This is a genomic window from Planococcus antarcticus DSM 14505, from assembly GCF_001687565.2.
Classification (GTDB): domain Bacteria; phylum Bacillota; class Bacilli; order Bacillales_A; family Planococcaceae; genus Planococcus; species Planococcus antarcticus.
The window spans coordinates 2415048-2436912 of record NZ_CP016534.2 but is presented as its reverse complement, the minus strand read 5'-3'; the positions used below and the strand labels follow the sequence as shown (position 1 = coordinate 2436912).

23 protein-coding genes are annotated in these 21865 nt (G+C 44.0%); 20 read left to right on the top strand and 3 right to left on the bottom strand.

Going from position 1 to position 21865, the window contains the following annotated elements:
* The first annotated feature begins 1 nt into the window (after nucleotide 1).
* The 17 genes from BBH88_RS12205 (at nucleotide 2) to BBH88_RS12130 (ending at nucleotide 16552) form a co-directional block, all read left to right on the top strand.
* Nucleotides 2–913, top strand: coding sequence for an RluA family pseudouridine synthase (locus BBH88_RS12205; RefSeq protein WP_006828820.1), 912 nt, complete (start codon nucleotides 2–4; stop codon nucleotides 911–913).
* 193 nt (nucleotides 914–1106) lie between these two features.
* Entirely contained in the window at nucleotides 1107–1643 is a 537-nt protein-coding gene (gene pyrR / locus BBH88_RS12200; RefSeq protein ID WP_269147298.1) for a bifunctional pyr operon transcriptional regulator/uracil phosphoribosyltransferase PyrR, read from the top strand.
* A gap of 27 nt (nucleotides 1644–1670) precedes the next feature.
* Nucleotides 1671–2936 (top strand): solute carrier family 23 protein, encoded by a 1266-nt coding sequence (locus tag BBH88_RS12195; protein WP_065536749.1) that lies wholly within the window; start codon nucleotides 1671–1673, stop codon nucleotides 2934–2936.
* A 153-nt stretch (nucleotides 2937–3089) separates the two neighbouring features.
* Nucleotides 3090–3959 carry an aspartate carbamoyltransferase catalytic subunit gene (locus BBH88_RS12190; protein WP_065536750.1) on the top strand — a complete coding sequence of 290 codons (870 nt, stop codon included), beginning with the start codon at nucleotides 3090–3092 and terminating at the stop codon, nucleotides 3957–3959.
* A gap of 1 nt (nucleotide 3960) precedes the next feature.
* Entirely contained in the window at nucleotides 3961–5238 is a 1278-nt protein-coding gene (locus tag BBH88_RS12185; protein ID WP_006828816.1) for a dihydroorotase, read from the top strand.
* A complete protein-coding gene (locus BBH88_RS12180) occupies nucleotides 5235–6332 on the top strand; it encodes a carbamoyl phosphate synthase small subunit (RefSeq protein WP_006828815.1) in 1098 nt (365 codons plus the stop codon). Before BBH88_RS12185 ends, BBH88_RS12180 begins: the two co-directional genes overlap by 4 nt.
* Nucleotides 6325–9513 (top strand): carbamoyl-phosphate synthase large subunit, encoded by a 3189-nt coding sequence (carB, locus tag BBH88_RS12175; RefSeq protein ID WP_006828814.1) that lies wholly within the window; start codon nucleotides 6325–6327, stop codon nucleotides 9511–9513. The genes BBH88_RS12180 and carB overlap by 8 nt, the downstream gene beginning before the upstream one ends.
* Nucleotides 9510–10277, top strand: a complete 768-nt coding sequence (locus tag BBH88_RS12170; RefSeq protein WP_006828813.1) for a dihydroorotate dehydrogenase electron transfer subunit — start codon at nucleotides 9510–9512, stop codon at nucleotides 10275–10277. Before carB ends, BBH88_RS12170 begins: the two co-directional genes overlap by 4 nt.
* Nucleotides 10274–11188 carry a dihydroorotate dehydrogenase gene (locus BBH88_RS12165; RefSeq protein ID WP_006828812.1) on the top strand — a complete coding sequence of 305 codons (915 nt, stop codon included), beginning with the start codon at nucleotides 10274–10276 and terminating at the stop codon, nucleotides 11186–11188. Before BBH88_RS12170 ends, BBH88_RS12165 begins: the two co-directional genes overlap by 4 nt.
* A complete protein-coding gene (gene pyrF / locus BBH88_RS12160; protein WP_006828811.1) occupies nucleotides 11185–11874 on the top strand; it encodes an orotidine-5'-phosphate decarboxylase in 690 nt (229 codons plus the stop codon). Before BBH88_RS12165 ends, pyrF begins: the two co-directional genes overlap by 4 nt.
* Nucleotides 11871–12494, top strand: a complete 624-nt coding sequence (gene pyrE, locus BBH88_RS12155; protein WP_006828810.1) for an orotate phosphoribosyltransferase — start codon at nucleotides 11871–11873, stop codon at nucleotides 12492–12494. The genes pyrF and pyrE overlap by 4 nt, the downstream gene beginning before the upstream one ends.
* Before the next feature lie 543 nt (nucleotides 12495–13037).
* Complete coding sequence (locus tag BBH88_RS12150; protein ID WP_006828809.1) at nucleotides 13038–13382, top strand: PadR family transcriptional regulator; 345 nt, start codon at nucleotides 13038–13040, stop codon at nucleotides 13380–13382.
* A complete protein-coding gene (locus tag BBH88_RS12145; RefSeq protein ID WP_006828808.1) occupies nucleotides 13366–14046 on the top strand; it encodes a DUF1129 family protein in 681 nt (226 codons plus the stop codon). The genes BBH88_RS12150 and BBH88_RS12145 overlap by 17 nt, the downstream gene beginning before the upstream one ends.
* A gap of 82 nt (nucleotides 14047–14128) precedes the next feature.
* On the top strand, nucleotides 14129–15460 hold the full coding sequence (locus BBH88_RS12140; protein ID WP_006828807.1) for a D-serine ammonia-lyase: 1332 nt from the start codon (nucleotides 14129–14131) through the stop codon (nucleotides 15458–15460).
* A gap of 4 nt (nucleotides 15461–15464) precedes the next feature.
* Nucleotides 15465–15635, top strand: coding sequence for a hypothetical protein (locus BBH88_RS19255; protein ID WP_154669161.1), 171 nt, complete (start codon nucleotides 15465–15467; stop codon nucleotides 15633–15635).
* Nucleotides 15636–15769: 134 nt separating this feature from the next.
* Nucleotides 15770–16042 (top strand): hypothetical protein, encoded by a 273-nt coding sequence (locus BBH88_RS19250; RefSeq protein WP_154669160.1) that lies wholly within the window; start codon nucleotides 15770–15772, stop codon nucleotides 16040–16042.
* A gap of 99 nt (nucleotides 16043–16141) precedes the next feature.
* Nucleotides 16142–16552: a VOC family protein gene (locus BBH88_RS12130; RefSeq protein WP_006828805.1), complete on the top strand. Its 411-nt coding sequence runs from the start codon at nucleotides 16142–16144 to the stop codon at nucleotides 16550–16552.
* 43 nt (nucleotides 16553–16595) lie between these two features.
* Here BBH88_RS12130 and BBH88_RS12125 read toward each other — a convergent pair whose 3' ends face one another.
* The 3 genes from BBH88_RS12125 to BBH88_RS12110 all read right to left on the bottom strand — a co-directional run bounded on the left by BBH88_RS12125 (nucleotide 16596) and on the right by BBH88_RS12110 (nucleotide 20588).
* The gene (locus tag BBH88_RS12125; RefSeq protein ID WP_040851931.1) at nucleotides 16596–17276 is read right to left on the bottom strand and encodes an amino acid ABC transporter permease; all 681 of its coding nucleotides are present in this window, start codon (nucleotides 17274–17276) and stop codon (nucleotides 16596–16598) included.
* A gap of 12 nt (nucleotides 17277–17288) precedes the next feature.
* Nucleotides 17289–18137: a transporter substrate-binding domain-containing protein gene (locus BBH88_RS12120; RefSeq protein ID WP_065536752.1), complete on the bottom strand. Its 849-nt coding sequence runs from the start codon at nucleotides 18135–18137 to the stop codon at nucleotides 17289–17291.
* Between the two features lie 786 nt (nucleotides 18138–18923).
* Nucleotides 18924–20588, bottom strand: coding sequence for an Rqc2 family fibronectin-binding protein (locus BBH88_RS12110; protein WP_006828801.1), 1665 nt, complete (start codon nucleotides 20586–20588; stop codon nucleotides 18924–18926).
* Nucleotides 20589–20701: 113 nt separating this feature from the next.
* Here BBH88_RS12110 and BBH88_RS12105 point away from each other — a divergent pair, with 113 nt between their 5' ends.
* From BBH88_RS12105 to rpoZ, 3 genes are all read left to right on the top strand, one after another.
* Complete coding sequence (locus tag BBH88_RS12105; RefSeq protein ID WP_006828800.1) at nucleotides 20702–20890, top strand: extracellular matrix/biofilm biosynthesis regulator RemA family protein; 189 nt, start codon at nucleotides 20702–20704, stop codon at nucleotides 20888–20890.
* Between the two features lie 72 nt (nucleotides 20891–20962).
* On the top strand, nucleotides 20963–21583 hold the full coding sequence (gmk, locus tag BBH88_RS12100) for a guanylate kinase (RefSeq protein WP_006828799.1): 621 nt from the start codon (nucleotides 20963–20965) through the stop codon (nucleotides 21581–21583).
* On the top strand, nucleotides 21583–21807 hold the full coding sequence (rpoZ, locus tag BBH88_RS12095) for a DNA-directed RNA polymerase subunit omega (RefSeq protein WP_006828798.1): 225 nt from the start codon (nucleotides 21583–21585) through the stop codon (nucleotides 21805–21807). Before gmk ends, rpoZ begins: the two co-directional genes overlap by 1 nt.
* Nucleotides 21808–21865: the final 58 nt, after the last annotated feature.

Below are 21865 nucleotides of genomic sequence, written 5' to 3'. Positions count from 1 at the left end.
GATGGAAGATTTAACAATTGAAATTACAGAAGAAATGGCAGGCGAACGAGTAGATAAAGCCGTGTCATCGATAGATGAAGATTGGTCACGCTCGCAGATCGCCAACTGGGTCAAAGAAGGCGCAGTAAAAGTCAACGGCATTATCGTAAAACCAAATTACAAAGTACGGTTACAGGATATCATTATTGTTACGCCTCCAGAGCTTGAAGAGCTGGATGTAGTGCCAGAGGACTTGAATTTGGAGATTGTCTATGAAGACGAAGACGTACTCGTCGTTAATAAACCAAAAGGGATGGTTGTTCATCCGGCTCCAGGACACGCCGATGGAACGTTGGTAAATGGCTTGATGCATCACTGTACAGATCTTTCAGGAATCAATGGCGTTGTGCGTCCTGGAATTGTTCATCGAATCGACAAAGATACATCTGGCTTGTTAATGGTAGCGAAAAATGACGTTGCTCATACTTCATTAGTTGATCAATTAGTGAAAAAGACCGTTACCCGCAAATACGTAGCATTGGTACATGGTCACATTCCTCATGATAAAGGAACAATTCAGGCACCGATAGCGCGCGATCCAAAAGAACGCCAGAATATGGCAATTGTGGATAAAGGAAAGCATGCCGTAACACATTTCCGAGTATTGGAACGTTTTGGTGATTTCACATTAGTAGAATGCCGCTTGGAAACAGGCAGAACTCATCAAATCCGTGTTCACATGAAATACATTGGTTATCCGCTTGTTGGAGATCCAAAGTATGGACCGAAGAAAACAATGGATGTTGGTGGCCAAGCTCTTCACGCGGAAGTCATCGGATTTGTTCATCCGAAAACCAATGAATACATGGAGTTTTCTGCAGAGCCACCAGCTGAATTTTCAGAACTTCTAGAATCTCTTCGCGACAAGGATTGACAAAAGGGATCTTCTTTCTTTATACTTAAAAAAACGAATCGAATAATGAACACCTTTAAAAACAGTCCAGAGAGGCTGAAAAGGTATTTACGCAAGCCGGAAGTCTGTCTTCCGTGTTGAATTTTCTGCGCATCTATCCTCTTGCCTCTCAGGCAAGAGGTTTTTTATTTGCAAAAAAGGAGCGGATCTCATGGTGGAAAAAGCAGATATTCTAGACGAACAGGCAATTAGCCGAGCGATAACGCGTATTGCACATGAAATCATCGAACGCAATAAAGGCATCGATGATTGTATATTAGTCGGCATTAAAACGCGCGGCGCGTTTATCGCTAAGCGACTGGCTGAAAAAATCGAAAAAATCGAAGGGCGCCCAATCATGAAAGGCGAACTTGATATTACGCTTTACAGAGATGACTTGAGCATCAAAACAAAAAACCAAGAACCGTTAGTGCAGCAAGTCGACATTGAACACAGCATACTCGATAAAAAAGTCATCTTAGTAGATGATGTGCTCTATACAGGACGCACTGTGCGCGCAGCTATGGATGCCGTTATGGACCTAGGACGACCGGCACAAATTCAACTAGCAGTATTGATTGACCGAGGACATCGCGAATTGCCAATACGCGCAGATTTTGTCGGAAAAAACATTCCAACTTCAAGTGATGAACGAATCATTGTTCAAATGGTTGAAAGCGATCAAGTGGACCGCGTTGCCATTCACGAATAAAGAGTCGGAAACAAAGGAGAATGGAAATTGAGCGGAGCAATTTTAGACGTACAAGATAAACCAAAAACAGGACAATGGATCTCGCTAAGCTTACAGCATATGTTTGCAATGTTTGGAGCGACAATTCTAGTGCCTCAACTAGTCGGATTGAGCCCAGCTATCGCATTGCTAACAAGTGGAATTGCAACAATCATCTTTATCCTCATCACACAGTTTAAAGTACCGGCATATCTGGGGTCTTCATTCGCCTTTATCGTGCCGATCACGATTGCCACTGAAACCGGTGGTATTGGCTCGGCAATGATTGGCGCTATGTTTGTTTCATTGGTCTACGCCATCGTCGCTTTGATTATCTGGAAGACCGGCTACCAATGGCTGATGAAGCTGCTGCCGCCGATTGTGGTGGGACCGGTTATCATTGTTATCGGACTTGCCTTATCGGGTACAGCGGTGGATATGGCGATGAATATTCCAATAGGGAACGGATCGGAATACAGCTTGATCCATTTCTCAGCTGCTATTGTAACCTTACTGACAGCGATTATCTGCAACATTTATTTCAAGAACATCATTTCATTGATGCCGATCCTGATTGGCATCATCGTAGGCTATGCCTACTCGGCCACCATCGGCATCATCGACTTTACAGCAATTGGAGAAGCGAGCTGGTTTGCAGTACCGGAGTTCCTAATTCCGGGAGTGGATTATTCGTTTCAAGTAACACCGACGCTGTTGTTCGTCATGGTCCCAATTGCCATCGTTACAATTTCTGAACATATCGGTCATCAATTGGTACTTGGCAAGATTGTCAATCGAAATTACATAAAAGACCCGGGATTGCACCGCTCAATACTAGGTGACGGTATCGGAACCTTTATCTCTTCACTGGTCGGCGGTCCGCCAAAGACGACATACGGTGAAAACATCGGCGTCCTGGCCATTACGAAAGTATTCTCAGTTTACGTCATATTTGGAGCGGCAGTGTTCGCCATCGCATTTTCCTTCTTTGGCAAATTGATGGCCGTCATCGAGACGATTCCAACGGCTGTTCTCGGCGGAATTTCCATCCTGCTGTTCGGCATCATTGCTTCTTCCGGACTACGCATGCTAGTGGACAACAACATCGACTTTGGCAACAACCGCAACTTGGTTATTTCCTCAGTCATCTTGGTCATCGGCATCGGCGGGGCTAAACTTGAATTCAGCGAATCCTTCTCGATCGAGGGAATGGCGCTCGCCGCTATCGTCGGAGTCATCTTAAACCTGGTACTGCCAGGCTTAAATAAAAAATAACTGGACGACGGAACTGAATAATTACCTTTTAATGAATGTCCAGAGAGGCATGGAAAGGGTTGAAGATTGGGGTGGACTCTGCCCTTTTTTCCTCACACCTTCCTGCCCCTGGGAAGGTGTTTTTTTGTCTGAAAGATGAAAGGATGAAGGATTTTGCCGAACTTACTATCCATGAACAACTTAGAAAATGACACAATCATGAGCTTACTGGATCGTGCAGGAGAATTTCAGCGCGGTGAAAAAGCACCAATTGATGGCACAGTCGTTAATCTGTTTTTTGAACCGAGTACACGGACGAAGATGAGTTTTGAAATGGCTGAGCATAAATTGGGACTAGCAGTTCTGCCGTTTGAAACAGCCTTTTCCAGCATCTTAAAAGGAGAGACGCTGTATGACACCGTTAAGACGATGGAAGCAATCGGTGTGGGTGCAGTGATTATTCGCCACGAAGAAGAAGCGTATTACCAGCAACTTGAAGGCTGCAACGTCGCAGTCATCAACGGCGGAGACGGTTCAGGACAGCATCCGACGCAGTCTCTGCTGGACTTGTTGACAATCTACCAAGAGTTCGGACGCGTGGAAGAGATTCATGTCACCATCGTCGGAGACATTGCGCATAGCCGTGTGGCAAAATCAAATGCTGCGGCACTCCAGCAATTAGGAGCGAAAGTGAGTTTTGTGTGCCCGGAGGAGTGGAGCGGAGACTATGAATCTTCAGAGCATTTAGATGATTTTATTGAACACACGGATGTCGTCATGATGCTCCGAGTGCAGCATGAACGGCACGCAGTGTCAGCTCTTTTCTCGAAAGAAAACTACCATGAGCAATACGGCTTAACGATTGAACGAGAAAAGAAAATGAAAGACGGTGCCATCATCATGCATCCAGCGCCGATCAATCGTGGTGTGGAAATTGCAGATTGCTTAGTTGAATGCGAACGCTCACGAATTTTTAAACAAATGGCAAACGGAGTTTTTATCCGGATGGCAGTACTTGAATACGCATTGAAAGGGAGAGATTAACTTGAATTTATTCATGAAAAACGTAAACATGCTGCAAAATGGAGAATTGTCACCAACCAATATCCGCATTGTGAACGGCAAGATCGATGAAATTGGTAAAGACTTGACAGTAAAAGATGAAACAGAAATTGACGGCAAAGGCCGAATGATCGCACCAGGGTTTGTCGATATCCACGTGCATTTGCGTGAACCGGGGGGGGAGCAGAAAGAAACAATCGAAAGCGGAACACATTCAGCAGCAAAAGGCGGATTCACCACAATTTGTGCGATGCCGAACACGCGTCCTGTTCCGGATACGAAAGAAAATCTGCAGCTAGTCAACGGATTGATTGAAAAAAATGCGCTTATCCGAGTTTTGCCGTATGCTTCGATCACCATTAGAGAAGCAGGAAAAGAACGCACGAACTTACAGGAACTAAAAGAAAACGGTGCTTTCGCTTTCACGGATGACGGTGTCGGCATTCAAGAAGCGGGAATGATGTACGAAACGATGCAAGAAGCAGCGGAAATCGACATGGCAGTAGTCGCGCATTGCGAAGACAATAGCTTGATCTATGACGGTGTTATGCACGAAGGTAAGCGCAGCAAAGAATTGGGATTAAAAGGCATTCCTTCGATTGCTGAATCGGTGCATATTGCACGCGACATGTTACTTGCAGAAGCAGCAGGCGCACATTATCACGTCTGCCACGTCAGCACAAAAGAATCAGTTCGCGTCATTCGCGACGCAAAACGTGCAGGAGTTCGAGTAACGGCTGAAGTAACACCTCACCATTTGCTGTTAATGGAAGACGATATTCCAGCAGACGATGCAAACTACAAAATGAACCCGCCACTGCGTGCGAAAGAAGATTGGCAGGCACTTCACGAAGGCTTACTTGATGGCACACTAGACTTTATCGCAACAGATCATGCTCCTCATACAGCGGCAGAAAAAACCAATGGCATGAACGGTTCGATGTTTGGAATTGTCGGTTTTGAAACGGCGTTTCCACTGCTTTACAGCAAATTTGTTGAAACAGGTACATGGACATTGCAACAATTAATCGACTGGTTGACGATTAAACCGAGCAGAACGTTCAACTTGCCATATGGCAAAATAGAAACTGGTCAAACAGCAGATTTGGTGTTGCTGGATCTGGAAAAAGAACAAGCAATCCAAGTAAATACATTTTTATCGAAAGGTCGCAATACACCATTTGATGGTTGGAAGTGCACAGGATGGCCGGTAATGACTATTTTCGGTGGAGAAATCGTATGGCAGGAGGAGAAAAATTGATGAAACGTTATTTAATTTTACAAGACGGTACGGTATTTGAAGGAACAGCATTCGGAAGTGACGGTGCTTCTGTCGGGGAAATCGTTTTTAATACCAGTATGACCGGTTATCAGGAAATTTTATCGGATCCTTCTTACTGCGGACAAATTGTAACGATGACCTACCCATTGATCGGCAACTACGGCATCAACAGTGATGATTTCGAATCGATTGAACCCGCAGTTAAAGGAATGGTGGTTCGTGAACTTGCTGAGTTCCCATCTAATTTCAGAAATAATTCGACTTTGGACGAATTATTCAAAACGAAAGACATTCCTGGAATATCAGGCATTGATACGCGAAAACTGACTCGCTTAATCCGCGCAAAAGGTGCCATCAAAGGTGTTTTAACAGCAGCAGGCGAAGATGTTCAAATAGAAGAAGTAGTGAAGATGCTTCAAGAAACCGTTCTGCCAAGAAATCAAGTGGCGCAAGTTTCAACTGCACGCCCTTATCCAAGTCCAGGCCGCGGCAAACGTGTCATACTAATCGATTATGGCATGAAGCACGGCATCTTGCGGGAACTGAATAACCGCGATTGTGACGTGATTGTTGTTCCTTATAACACGTCGTCAAAAGAGATTCTTGCATGGGGACCGGACGGCGTTATGCTATCAAACGGCCCTGGAGATCCAAAAGACGTAGAGGAATGTGTAGAAGTGGTACGCGAACTGCTCGGTCAAGTTCCAGTTTTCGGTATCTGTCTCGGTCACCAATTATTTGCTAGAGCATGCGGAGCAGATACCTTCAAGTTGAAGTTCGGACATCGCGGAGGCAACCATCCAGTCCGTGATCTGGTTACCGGAAAAATTGAAATCACTTCTCAGAATCACGGCTACGCTGTAGATGAAGATACATTGCAAGGAACGCGCTTGAAAGTGACGCATAGTGCATTAAACGATGGAACGAACGAAGGACTGGCTCATTTAGATTATCCGGCTTTCACGGTCCAGTACCATCCAGAATCGTCACCGGGACCAGAAGACTCAAACTACTTATTTGACCGCTTTATCGACGTAATGAACGCAACTCGAAAGGAGCAACAACATGCCTAAAAGACAAGATATTCAAAGTATACTGGTAATCGGATCAGGACCTATCGTTATTGGACAAGCAGCTGAGTTTGACTATGCAGGAACACAAGCATGTCTAGCATTAAAAGAAGAAGGTTACCGTGTTATCTTGATCAACTCGAATCCAGCGACGATTATGACAGACACTGAAATTGCAGATAAAGTCTATATCGAGCCGATTACACTTGAATTCGTCAGCCGCATCTTGCGCAAAGAGCGTCCGGATGCACTGCTTCCAACACTTGGCGGACAAACTGGATTGAACATGGCAATCGAACTTGATGAGTCAGGCATTCTAGACGAGTTAAATATCGAAATCTTAGGCACGAAGCTTGAAGCTATCCATAAAGCGGAAGACCGCGACTTGTTCAGAACCTTGATGAATGAACTTGGCGAGCCGGTTCCGGATTCGGATATTATTCATAATATGGCAGAGGCTGAAAATTTCGTTAATCGTATCGGTTATCCGGTTATCGTTCGTCCAGCTTTTACACTAGGCGGAACGGGCGGAGGCATTTGCGAAAATTACGAACAGCTGAAAGAAATTGTGGCGAGTGGCTTAAAATACAGCCCGGTTACACAATGTTTGCTAGAAAAATCAATTGCGGGCTTTAAAGAAATCGAGTATGAAGTAATGCGCGATAAAAACGATACGGCGATTGTTGTTTGTAACATGGAAAACATCGACCCAGTCGGTATCCACACAGGCGATTCAATCGTTGTTGCACCAAGTCAAACTTTATCCGACCGCGAATACCAAATGCTGCGCAATGTATCGCTAAAAATTATTCGCGCGTTGAAAATCGAAGGTGGCTGCAACGTTCAGTTGGCATTAGATCCATTTAGTTTTAACTACTACATTATCGAAGTAAATCCGCGTGTTAGCCGCTCTTCAGCACTGGCATCAAAAGCGACAGGCTACCCAATCGCTAAACTGGCAGCAAAAATTGCAGTCGGTTTGACATTAGATGAAATGATGAACCCGGTCACTGGACGCACGTATGCCGCATTCGAGCCTGCACTAGATTATGTCGTAACGAAAATTCCACGCTGGCCGTTTGATAAATTCGAATCTGCCAAACGCAATTTAGGAACGCAGATGAAAGCGACTGGTGAAGTAATGGCTATGGGCCGAACATTCGAGGAATCGATTTTAAAAGCGGTGCGGTCACTGGAGACAGGGCAATTTCACTTGGAGTTAAAAAATGCCGACGCCATGAGCGACGAATGGATACAAAAACGTATTTGCCGCGCAGGAGATGAGCGGTTGTTCTTTATCGGTGAAGCACTTCGCCGCGGTGTAACAATTGAAACCATCAATGAATGGAGCCAAATCGATTTATTCTTCTTGAAGAAGTTCGAGAATATTGTGAAGTACGAAGAAAATTTGAAAAATGCACCATTTGATTACGAGACGGCGAAACATGCAAAACGTTTAGGCTTTGCTGACCGGACAATCGCGAAACTTTGGAACACTACTGAACAGCAAGTGTATAACTGGCGCAAAGAACAAAAATTAATACCGGTTTACAAAATGGTCGATACGTGTGCGGCAGAGTTTGAATCCGAGACACCTTATTTCTACGGCACGTATGAAGATGAAAACGAATCAGTGAAAACAGACAAGGAATCAGTCATCGTTCTCGGTTCAGGTCCAATCCGCATCGGTCAAGGCGTTGAATTCGACTATGCAACGGTACACTCTGTATGGGCCATTAAAGAAGCAGGCTACGAAGCGATTATCGTCAACAACAATCCAGAAACGGTTTCAACAGATTTCTCGATCTCCGATAAATTGTATTTCGAACCATTGACGATCGAAGATGTTATGCACATTGTCGACCTCGAGCAACCAAAAGGAGTTGTCGTTCAATTCGGCGGACAGACAGCAATCAACTTGGCTGAGAAACTCGAACAAAACGGCGTTAAAATTTTAGGAACTTCATTAGAAGATACAGACAGAGCAGAAAATCGCAATAAATTCGAAGCAGCTTTGCACGAAATCGGCATTCCACAACCTTTAGGAAAAACCGCTGTCAATTCAGATGAAGCTATCATCATCGCAACGGACATCGGTTACCCAGTACTGGTTCGTCCTTCGTATGTCCTTGGTGGACGTGCAATGGAAATCGTCTACAACGAAGAAGACTTAAAATATTATATGGAACACGCGGTAGAAGCAAGCCCGGAACATCCGGTGCTGGTCGATCGTTACTTAACCGGAATCGAAATCGAAGTAGATGCCATCTCAGACGGTGAACATGTCTTGATTCCGGGAATTATGGAGCATATTGAACGTGCTGGAGTTCACTCAGGCGACTCGATTGCGGTTTACCCAACGCAAAACATTTCAACAGAATTACTGGATACACTTGTCGATTACACGACGCGCCTGGCAAAAGGATTGAACATCATCGGCCTGCTAAATATCCAGTATGTCATCTCTAAAGGTGAAGTCTTCGTGATCGAAGTCAATCCACGGTCAAGCCGGACGGTGCCATTCATGAGTAAAATTACATCAATCCCAATGGCCAATATCGCGACAAAAGCAATTCTGGGGCAAAGCATCGTCGACCAAGGCTTTACACCAGGACTTGCGCCGATTTCAAAAGGTGTCTTCGTTAAAGTACCGGTCTTCTCTTTTGCGAAGCTTCGCCGTGTTGATATTACACTCGGGCCAGAAATGAAATCTACTGGAGAAGTTATGGGCAAAGATACGACACTTGAAAAAGCTTTGTATAAAGGATTAGCAGCAGCGGGCATGGAAGTGAAAGATCACGGTACTGTGTTATTAACAGTCGCAGATAAAGACAAAGAAGAAGCGATTGGGTTAGCCAAACGCTTTAAAGCAATCGGTTATCAAATCATGGCGACCGGTGGTACAGCCAAAGCTTTCGAAGAAGCGGGAATCATCGTTGCACCGGTCGGTAAAATTGGTTCTGAAGGCAAAACTTTACTCGATGTGATTCAAAATGGCGACACGCAAATCGTCATCAATACCTTAACAAAAGGCAAACAACCAGAACGTGACGGTTTCCGTATCCGCCGTGAATCGGTTGAGAACGGCATTCCTTGTCTAACTTCACTGGATACAGCAGAAGCGATGTTACGCGTTATCGAATCAATGACTTTCTCAGCGGAGGAAATGGGGGCAGGCATATGATCAAACAAGAACGCATGCAGATTATCAAGCAGCAGGAAATCGCCAAACATATCTTTGAATTGACTGTACAAGGTGAACTGGCCAATGAAATGGCAGAGCCAGGGCAATTCGTCCATATCCGAGTTGCAGATAGCTTTGAACCTTTGTTGCGTCGCCCAATTTCAGTAGCTTCCATTGATTTGGAAGCTTCACAATTCACGATGATTTACCGGGCAGAAGGTCGCGGTACACAGTTATTGGCTGAAAAAAGACCTGGTGATACATTGGATGTGTTGGGGCCACTCGGGCACGGCTTTCCGGTAGAAGAAGCACAGAAAAAAGCGTATTTGATTGGTGGAGGAATCGGTGTTCCGCCTCTATACGAACTTGCCAAACAGTTAAACGCACGTGGCATCGAAACCGTTCATATACTTGGATTTGAAAGCAAACAAGCGGTTTTCTACGAAGACAAATTCCGCGACCTTGGTGATACACACATTGCGACGGTTGATGGATCTCATGGTACACAAGGTTTTGTGACGCATATTCTCAACGAGTTACCGACAGATTTTGATACCTATTATAGCTGTGGGCCAACTGCGATGCTTGAAGCGGTGCAATGGGCATATCCGCAGAAAAAAGGATTCTTGTCGTATGAACAACGCATGGGCTGCGGCATCGGGGCATGTTTTGCTTGTGTTTGCCGAACAACGAAAAGCGAAACGGATTACATCAAAGTGTGTTCAGATGGACCGGTATTTCCAGCAGGAGTGGTGATTTCATGACGGATTTAACAGTTAAACTTCCAGGACTTGACTTAAAAAACCCGATTATGCCGGCTTCCGGCTGTTTTGGTTTCGGTAAAGAGTATGCGCAGTTGTATGACTTGTCGCAGCTCGGCGCCATCATGATTAAAGCAACGACCGTTGAAACACGTCTTGGCAATCCGACTCCGCGAGTTGCAGAAACAGCGTCGGGCATGCTAAACGCTATCGGTTTACAAAACCCTGGCCTTGAAAAAGTAACCGGTCAAGAGTTGCCATGGTTAGAACAATACGATGTACCAATTATTGCCAATGTAGCTGGAACGACGATGGAAGACTATGTCGAAGTCGCAAAAGCGATTTCACAAGCACCAAACGTTCGTGCGCTGGAAATCAATATTTCTTGTCCAAACGTCAAGCAAGGCGGCATCACATTCGGAACGGATCCCGATGTCGCGCGTGAGTTGACGCGTGCCGTAAAGGAAGTTTCTTCAGTACCGGTTTATATCAAATTGTCACCGAATGTCACCAACATCGTGTCAATCGCTAAAGCGGTCGAAGAAGGCGGAGCGGATGGCATCACGATGATCAATACGCTGCTCGGCATGCGCATGGATACCAAAACTGGACGTCCCATCATCGCCAATATTACGGGTGGCTTGTCAGGCCCTGCTATTAAACCAGTTGCTTTACGAATGGTTTACGAAGTTAGCCAACATACGAAACTGCCAATTATCGGTATGGGCGGCGTGACCAATGTAGATGATGTCATCGACTTTTTGTCAGCTGGTGCGAGTGCTGTAGCTGTCGGCACAGCCAATTTCGTCAATCCTTTTGTCTGTCCAGAAATCATTGGTCAACTACCCGAACGGTTGCATGAACTTGGATTTGATTCAGTAGAACAACTTGTCGGAAGGAGCCATCGTCTGTGAATAAACCCATTATCGCTTTAGATTTCGCATCAAAACAGCAAGTAGAAGAATTTTTAGCACAGTTTTCTGAGCCACTTTTTGTCAAAGTAGGCATGGAGCTTTATTTTCAAGAAGGGCCAGAGCTGGTTCGTTACATCAAATCGCTCGGTCATGAAATCTTCTTGGACTTGAAACTGCACGACATTCCAAATACCGTCGAATCTGCTATGCGCGGCTTGTCTAAACTGGGTGTGGACATGGTCAATGTTCATGCTGCAGGAGGACTTGAAATGATGAAAGCAGCTAAACGCGGATTAGCGGATAGTGATGCGAAACTTATTGCTGTGACGCAATTAACTTCGACCAGCGAAGAAGAGATGCATGAAGATCAATTGGTTTATGTCAGCCTTGAAGAGTCTGTGTTGCATTACGCGAAACGTGCCATGCATGCAGGGTTGGACGGTGTGGTTTGTTCGGTGCTAGAAGCAGAGGCTATAGGAGATGCATGCGGTCAAGAATTTCTGCGTGTCACGCCTGGCATTCGTCCGGCTGCGGTTTCAGCTGATGATCAAAAACGCGTCGCGACTCCAGCACAAGCGCGCGAAAAAGGCTCTAGTCATATTGTCGTCGGGCGAGCCATTACAAAAGCTGACAACCCATCAGAAAGTTACGCACAGATTGCAGCAGAATGGAGTGGGGAATTTTGAAATCTGAAATAGCGAATCATTTATTATCCATTGGAGCGGTCGAGTTGCGTCCGCAAGATCCCTTTATATGGGCGTCAGGCGTCAAATCGCCGATATACTGTGATAACCGCTTGACGATGTCTTATCCAGCTGTACGTAAAGACATTGCTGCAAGTCTAGCAGAAACCATAAACGAATATTATCCCGAGTGCGAAGTGGTAGCCGGTACCGCAACGGCAGGCATCCCGCATGCAGCTTGGGTCAGCGATCTGCTCGACTTGCCAATGGTCTATGTTCGTTCGAAAGCAAAAGAACATGGCCAAACAAATATGATTGAAGGCAAAATCGAAAAAGGTCAAAAAGTAGTGGTTGTAGAAGATTTGATTTCTAAAGGCGGCTCTGTCTTACAAGCAGCACAAGCGTTAGACGCGGCCGGCTTTGAGGTGCTCGGAATTGTTGCCATCTTTACTTATGATTTGCCACAGTCGATCGAAGCCATCACAGGCGCAGGCTATACGTTCCATACGCTGACGGATTTTCCAGCACTTGTTGAACAGGCATTGAGCACAGGCGCTATTAGCGAAGAAGATATGCCGATGCTTGCCGATTGGCATGAAAAGTTAAAAGAGGGAACATTGTAAAGCCGGCCAATTGGTCGGTTTTTTTCTATGTTGGTTTCTGCGTTGGATGTGTTTTAGATAAGTTGAATTAAGGTTTCCTGCTGATCGTTATTCAAAGATGTTGAGAAAGAAAGGTTTAGGTAGGAAAAAATCAACTGCTCTTCCATCGCTTCTTCACTCGGACCAAGTTGGAAAGCGATTTCTTTCTTTCAACAGCGCGACTCAAGACGATTTACACAAAAAGAGACGGCGCGACCAAGGGCTAGGGGAGCGATGAGACGGGTGTTCTTCCCGGCTTATCGTGTGAGCCATGCCTGAAGCGGCCGAAGCGATATAAGAAAGTAAAGACAATGTCTTTCTTGTCCACATCAAAGTGATATGAAAAAGTAACCAAAGCAAAAGATAGCAATTAATTACTTCCTAGCTCGCAATATAAATTGCAATATAAATGATTGACAAAATAAAAATAATTGAATACAATGAAAATAACTAGTTGGTAATGCAAGGTAGTTATTTTTTTAAGACACTATCTTGCATTACCAAGTACCGAAGGGAGAGACTGATATGGCTCTTAGAAGTCAATTGCTAAAAGGGGTTTTAGAAGCTTGTGTAATGGCCGTAGTGGAAGAGAAGCCGGTCTATGGCTATGAACTTTCGCAAAAGCTGCAAGAGATCGGTTTGCCGGACATTAGCGATGGCACCATTTATCCAGTCCTGCTTCGGTTACAGAAAAATGGCTTTATCCGCGGTGAAATGAGACCTTCTGCAGCCGGGCCGAACCGTAAGTATTATTTTTTGACCGATGAAGGAAAAGTGGAGTTAGAACAAATGGCTCTTGAATGGCTTCAAATCGCCAAGCCGGTCAGCCAATTACTGAAAAGGGGTGGACAAGATGAGAGGACCGACTGAACTGATTAAGGAAAATAACGATAAAAGAGAGCTTTTGAATACTGAAAATGAACGAGTTTATGAAGACCTGTTAGTATATATTCGAACGGACCTCCGCGTTGATGAGCATGCAAGTGAAGAAATTTTAATGGACTTACTGGATCATTTATTAGAAGCACAGGAATATAAGAAAAATGCAGCAGACCTCTTCGGGGATTCACCACAAGCCTATGCAGATGAGTTGATTGCAAATCTGCCTAGCCAAAAGCGAAGAAATATTTATTGGCTTGCGGCTTCAGGATTGGCTGGATTAGTGGGCTGGTTTGCCATTACTTACGGGATTATAAATGTTGTTTTTTCTACTTTTACTGCATGGAGCAATGAGGTGGCGCTTGGCAGTATCTTGTTGATTTTATTAACAGTCAGTTTGTTTGGTACGTTGAGCATCAGATTAATTTTTAAGATTATTCGTTCTTCTATCTTCAAACCAAAAAATCAGCAATGGAAGTTTTACGTGAAGAGCGGATTATATGGCATGGTAATATTTGCTTTTATGCTAGGGATTGCCTTTCTCTTTGATGGAATTGGTCCAGTCGTTCATGTGGCATGGTGGGCATTTCTATTGATTGGAATTGTCATGTTGGGCTTAAGCAAAGGTTTTGGCAAGCTATCAAGCGGACAATAGACCCTTCCAGTATAAGGATGAATTTTCTTCGATTGTCCTGTATGATGAAATGAACAAGCCAATCGAACGGAAGGGGATTTGTATGACCATGCAGCAACAACTAAACAGCTGGGTTGCAAAATATCCATTACTTGAAAACATTGTAAGTTTAAAACCAGTTGTCTGGCTAAATCCGAAGCTTCAAAAAAAGAATGACATGTCCGGATTGCCAGTAAGTTTCGCGGATATGAAAGAGGCAGAGCTTCTTTGGCAGCGATTCGCACCATATTTAGCAGCAGAATTTCCAGAAACTGCAGCAGCCAAAGGTATTGTGGAATCACCGCTGCGCGAGATTTCTGGTATGAAACAGCAACTCAACGACCATTACGATGCAAAAATTGAAGGAAAACTATTTTTGAAATGCGATAACGAATTACCGATTGCTGGATCTATTAAAGCACGTGGTGGTGTTTATGAAGTACTGCATCACGCAGAAAAACTAGCCATTGATGCAGGAATGCTGACAACCGAACAATCTTACGAGCAGTTTTCTTCTGACGGGTTCAAGCACTTTTTCAGTCGTTATTCTATTGGTGTCGGTTCTACTGGAAATCTAGGACTGAGTATCGGCATCATCAGCGCTAAACTCGGTTTCCAAGTATCCGTTTATATGTCTTCAGACGCTAAACAATGGAAAAAAGACTTGCTACGTGAAAAAGGAGCAACTGTAGTGGAATTCGAAGGAGATTTCAGTGAAGCTATTTGGGCGGGGCGAGAGACAACACTTGCAAAGTCCGATGCTTATTTTGTCGATGACGAAAAGTCCAAACACTTATTTTTAGGGTATAGCGTCGCTGCTTTTCGGCTCAAGCAGCAACTAGACGATGCAGACATTCCAGTAGATGCCAACCATCCACTTTTTGTCTATTTACCTTGTGGAGTAGGCGGGGCTCCCGGTGGCATTGCTTTCGGCCTTAAGCAAGTTTTAGGTGATGCAGTTCATTGCTTTTTTGTTGAACCGACTCATTCTCCTGCAGTGTTAATCGGATTAATGACGGGTGAAAAAGAAAAGCTCAGCGTCCAGGATTTCGGTATAGACAATGTTACAGAAGGTGATGGACTAGCTGTCGGCAGGCCATCGAGCTTTGCTTCGGGCATCAGTGAAAAAACCGTAAGCGGCATCTATACCATTGAAGATCAGGAGTTATTTAAATTATTGACTCTTTTAGCAGATAGTGAAGCAATCTTCGTTGAACCCTCTGCTACAGCAGGATTGCTGGGTCCTTTGAGAATCAAGGCTTCTAGTTATGCTGAAACCAATCAAATTCCGATGGCTACTGCTACTCATATTGGATGGTCAACTGGTGGCGCTTTAGTGCCGGAAGAAGAAATGGACGGATTTTACCACCGTGGAAAAACTTATTTAGGAGGCTGAAAAAATGGATTTAACTTGGATTATTATCATAATCGGTACTATTTTTATAGCTGGCTATATTTTATATACCGCCTCGGAAAAACGAATTGAAGCGCTGGGGAAAAAGAGTCAGACATGTCGAAAAATTGCTCAAACAAACAACACAGGGCATAGATTTAGCAGAAAGGGACGTTGATGAAGTGCTTCTGGAACTTCTACAAAAAGGAAAAACAGTTGAAGCTGTCAAGCGTACACGACAGGAATTTGGTTGGTCACTGCTCGAAGCAAAGCAATACGTAGATTAGCTGAAAGCAGGCAAATGATGCAGCAATGTGTAATATGCCACGCGCGATTTACCTGGAAACAAGTCAGCAAATCCTTGTGGCTGCCTATAAGCCGATTGCTTGCACGAATTGCGGAAAGCTTCATAAAGTCCAATTTCTGTCACGCATTCTAGCGTCTTTACTATTAGTAGGATCAATTTTTGCTTTTAATCTTGTATCTTATCCAACTAGCACGCAAGCATTTATATTGGCTGTGTTAGTGATCATCCCTGCCAACATTCTTGTACTGCCGTATTTGATGCGGTATCGTCTAGCCTAAAGATCATTTCTGAGGATCTTTTTCTCTTAGCAGGAGGATCAGAAAGCTGCGGCGAATAGATGGTGGTGAACAGAAAAAGAAAAAAGGGGGGCAAAAAGCATGAGTGTCCAAGCGAGCCATATTTTCGTCAATTTGCCGGTGAAGAAGCTGGAACGCTCCAAAGCTTTTTTTGAAGAAATCGGATTTGGATTTGAGGAAGAGATGACGGACCAGAATGCGGCCTGTATGATCATTGGACCAACGATTTATGCGATGTTACTGACAGAGGATTATTTCAAGAGCTTTTCAAAAAGGGAAATTGCAGACACGACAAACTATGCGGAAGTCATTACAGCCATTTCTGTCAGCAGTAAAGCAGATGTTGATGAATTGGTAAACGATGCGTTTAAAGCGGGCGGCCAGTCAGCCAATGAAAAAATGGACAATGAATACATGTATGCCTGGAGTTTCAAAGACCTGGATGGTCATATGTGTGGAGTTCTCTATATGCCTCAGAATGAGAGCGAATAAATATAAAAATGCATCCTAGAGAAAAATCTCCGGATGCATTTTCTTATAAATAATCTGCGTAGCGTTTTTCAAGATAATTTTGTAAAATGGTCATTACCGAACAAATAGCCCAGTAAATCAGCGCCACCAAAATCAGCATGGTTAATAAATCGTATTCACGTGCACCTACAATGCGCGCTTTTTGAAAAATCTCTGGAACGGTAATCATGGCAGCTAATGAAGAGGCTTTGATTAAGTCCAGATAAACATTTGATAAAGGCGGAATTGCAATACGAATAGATTGAGGAAGAATAATGCGGCGCATAGATTGCCAGTAGGTCAATCCAAGTGCAGTCGAGGATTCCCATTGCCCTTTATCAACCGATGCCAAAGAAGAACGGAAAACCTCAGCAATATAAGCGGCACTGTTAATGGTGAAGCCGATTAAAGCCGCTTGTACAGCAGTAAATTCGATGCCGACGACCGGCAATGCAAAATACAGCAAGAACAGGATAACAAGAATCGGCACGCCTCTCATAAAGGAAATATAAAGACGTGCAGGAAATTGTAGAATTTTTACTCTAGACGTTCTGGCAAGAGACAGGAAAAAGCCAATAACCATACCGATAATCATACTGACAATAGATATCAGCAACGTGTATCCAATGCCTTCTAATACATAAGGCAGAGATTCGATCGCTAAGGCAGGATCAAACAACAGTCCCCATTCAATATCATTCATCAGACGACCTCCTGTTTAATTCTCTTCAATATCAGGTTTGACAGAGACATCTGCACCACCGAAAAACTCTTCGGAAATTTCCGTAATGGTGCCGTCTTCCAGCATTTCTTCCAAAGCTTTATTGACGTTATCGGCAAGCTCTGTATTGTCTTTGTTCATAACAAGCCCAACTTCTGATGGTGCATATTTAATATCTGGGTGAATGGTGATATTCAACTCAGGAAAAGCAGCAACGCCAAATGTTGATAAATAATAGTCATTGAGAATGACATCTGTGCGTCCAATTGAAACGTCACGTAAATACACTTCGTTCGTTGCATTGTCATACGTCACTTCTTCTGCACCGTAGTCACGAGCAATTTCCATATAAATTGATGTAGAAGCACCCGCTGCTTTTTTTCCTGCTAAGTCTTCCAGAGTCGCAATACCGGACAAATCATCTTTCCGAACAACTGCAGTACCATAAGAATATTTAATCGGAGTCGAAAAAACAAACTGTTCAGCACGGTCCTCGGTAATTTCAATGTCGTTCGCGGCAAGGTCAATTTGACCGGTATTGACACTTGTCAGCATTTCATCAAATCCAAGCTCAGTAAAATCGATGTCTAAATCGAGTCGTTCGCCAAGTTCTCGTACAACTTCAACTTCAAAACCAGTTAACTCATCAGACTCTGCATCGCGAAAAGAAGTGGCCAGTAAAGTACCAGAAGTGGCTACAGTCATGGATCCTTTTTCTTGAATTTCAGCCCACGCTGTTTTTTCTTCTTCCGCTGTATTTTCCTCATTACTACACCCTGTTAACAATAACGCAACGACCGCTCCTGTGGTTAAAACCGTCTTTTTCTTCGAAAAATATGTACTCATGCAATAAAGCCCCCTTAAATTTGAATCCTTTAAGAACATAGCATTTCTTCTTGTGTAGGGCAATGTCCCAGGCTTCAATTAAAAGAAAACTCTTTTTAAAAAATATTTTTATTATGTAAACTAAAATAATGCCTTCTTTCTACAAAAGAAAGAACCCACTCATTCAAATCTCAAGCGCCGGCGCGTCCACGGGCTAGGCGAAGCGAAAAGACGAGTGCTCTTCTCGGCTTATCGCGAAAGCCATGCCCATAGCGCCCGAAGTGATTATAAAGAAAAATTTTTCAGAACTATATTAAGTTGAATTAATGATTCCGGCCTGCTAATGTTCCGCAAATCAGCTGCTAAGAGCTGGTGCCGAACGAAATCGGGCTGTTCTGAGTGGATTTCTTTCCATGTCATTTACGCTGCTCTGATAAGAGTCTCCGCTGATTTGCTCCGTATCCGGATGACTTGTTACTCAAGGATGCTTAGAAGAAAGAGCGCAAGACGGCGAAGATGTGCTCCTGCCGCAAAGCCATTGCCCGAACTCTCTTTGTTCAATGCCTGTCCTGCTGGAGCAGTGAAGCGACATCCAGGAGACCCCGCAGGAGCTTGCGATGAGGGGGCTGGGGCGACGTCCTGTCGTGCCAGTTGCATGACCCGCATCCTGTGGTCCCAAAGCGTCCATCTGGAGCGATTTTTTCGTTTCCCTACCTCGTTGAGTTGAAAAAGCTATTTTTTTAATGCAACTTATATAATTCTTACTGTAAAAAAACCGGAAAGCAAAAAGCTTTCCGGCACCCAAAACTATTTCTTTAATTTGATTACCAGTTCTTCGTCAGGCGTCACAAATACCGTTTTCTGTTCGAAATAAATGACGAAACCTGGCTTTGAACCATTTGGTTTTTTCACTTGTCGCACCTCGGTGTAGTCGACGGGAACAGAAGACGACTCTCGCGCTTTGCTAAAGTATGCGGCAATGGTGGCTGCTTCAAGTATAGTCGTCTCATCCGGATCGGTGTCATGAATGATGACATGAGATCCAGGGATATCCTTAGTGTGCAGCCATGTATCGGATTTTGATGCTACTTTGAACGTTACATAATCGTTTTGCTTGTTGTTTTTACCGACTGAAATCGGTGTACCGGTAGAGGATACATAGGGTTCCACAGAAGGCTTTGTCGGTTTTTTCTTTTTCTTTGATTTCTGTACTTTCATATAGCCTTGTTCAGCTAGTTCTTCACGAATTTCCTCGATATCGGAAATACCAGCTTGTTGGACTTGAGACATTAAAGTTTCGAAATACTCGATATCTTCTTCAGTTTTGCTGATTTGTTCTTGCGTTTTGACAACGGCTGTTTTTGCTTTCTGATAGCGCGAGTAATAGCGTTGCGAATTATCAATCGGCGTTTTCCGCGGATCTAATGTGATGGTCACTTTTTCGTCATTGTAATAATTATCGACTTCAATTTCCTTCATGCCTTTAGTCATGCGGTGAAGGTTGGCCATAATTAATTCACCATTTAACTGAAGAACATCGCGCTTTTCAGCTTGGTCTTGTTCTTTTTTTAACTTTTTCAGTTTGAGTTTCAGCTTGGAAATTTCATTCTGCAGCCATCTTTCCAAATCACCAGCTTGTTGTTTCACACGGTCGCGTTCAGCTTTGGCGTAATACATTCGGTCGAGTAGCTCACCGAGTGTTGGGAATTCAAGTCCGTTTTCCTCGATATGAGTCAAGGGACTGGCAGAAAAGAAGCTTTTGCCCTGGTGCTCGACATAATAGCCGGTCGGATTGTCCTTCAAGAAATCAGCAAGAAATGCTTTAGTGGTTTCTGACTTGTCATCGGAAGTTTCCAGACGAAACGCAAGCTCACGGGCATTGAGTGGAGAAAAGCCAGAAAATTGGCCGACAATTTCAGTCGGCTCGACTTTGCTCAATTCGTCGATCGCTTCAAATGGATCTTTTTTCTCTTGTGATGGTGGGAAAATATAGGGTTGTCCAGGAAGAATAGTCCGAAACGAATTGACGCTCGGCGGCAAATGCTTCAGGCTGTCAAGAATCATAGTTCTCTCGGCATCGATTAAAATAACGTTCGAATGTCGTCCCATCATTTCGACGTGCAACTCACGTTCAATATCATCACCAATTTCATTTTTCGCTTTGATTTTCAGCATGATGAGGCGGTCCATCCCATACTGGGAAATCTCAGTGATGACGCCACCTTCGATATGCTTACGCAGTAACATACAAAACATTGGTGGCTCGGAAGGATTGACGTTCGCCGCAGCCGTCAAATGAATCCGTGAATACGAAGGGTGAATCGAAATTAATAGTTTATGATTTTTTCCTTGAGCACGTATATGTAAAAGCAGTTCAAGCTGGTTGGGCTGATGAACTTTTGAAATCCTGCCGGTGACCAGTTGTTGAAGTTCGCCAGTCATCGATTTTGTGAATAATCCATCAAATGCCATTAAATATCCCTCTTTCAAATCGTTTTGTTCCATCTTATCATTTTCCGGGTGTATTATGATATAATAAGACAGTTAGTTCGAAAACGAAGAATTGGGATCAGCAGCGAACGACGGTGAAGAGTTTGGCGAAAAACGTAAAGTTTATTTCCATCGGCGGCAATGCTATTTCGGTTAGCCGGATTGTGGCAGTTGCTGCACCGGCAAAGCGGTTGATCCAGCAATCGCGCAGTAAAGGGCTGCTGGTTGACGCCACCAGCAAAAAAACAGGTCAATTTCCATTATGGACAGTGACCATATGGTGATTTCTGCGGTATCTGCAGAGACGAGGCTTCCTCGATTGGAAGAAAATGATGACGAGGCAAATGAGGGATAAAATGAGAAACCAACGTGGACTGCTGATAGTCCTATCGGGGCCTTCGGGTGTTGGCAAAGGCACGGTACGAAAAGAGCTGTTCTCACAGCCAGATACAAATTACGAATACTCCATCTCGATGACGACCAGGTCGCCGCGGGAAGGGGAAGTTGATGAAGTCGATTATTTCTTCAAGACTCGTAGTGAGTTTGAAGAGTTGATCCAACTAGATCAGCTCCTTGAATACGCGGAATTTGTCGGGAATTATTACGGCACTCCGCTTGCGTACGTTAACAAAATGCGCGATGCGGGTCGCGATGTGTTTTTAGAAATTGAAGTACAAGGCGCTGCACAGGTCCGTTCGAAAGTTCCGGATGGCTTGTTTATCTTTTTGGCACCGCCGAGCTTATCAGAATTAGAAGAACGGTTGGTTGGTCGAGGCACAGAATCGGATGAAGTTATTGCTTCCCGGTTGCAAGCCGCTCGCCAAGAGTTGGAAATGATGAACCTATACGATTATGTTGTGGAAAACGATGAAGTTGAAAACGCCTGTGACCGAATCAATGCCATCATTATTGCAGAACATTGCAAGCGTGAACGTGTTGAAAAACGATATTTTGATATGCTAAAGGAGAATGTCTGATGTTATACCCATCCGTTGATAAACTAAAAAGCCGAATTGATTCAAAATACTCGTTGGTGGCACTTGCTTCTAAGCGTGCTCGCCAATTACACGAACACGGTGATGAAAAATTGGATTCATATGTTTCAGTTAAATCGGTTGGAAAAGCGCTTGAAGAAGTAGCAGCCGGCGTTTTGACACAAGAAAAACAAGACGAATTTGCAATATATGAAGACGAAATTTAACCATTAATCGCAACAGACGACTCCCAGAGCAAATTTGTTCTTTGGGAGTTTGTTGTTT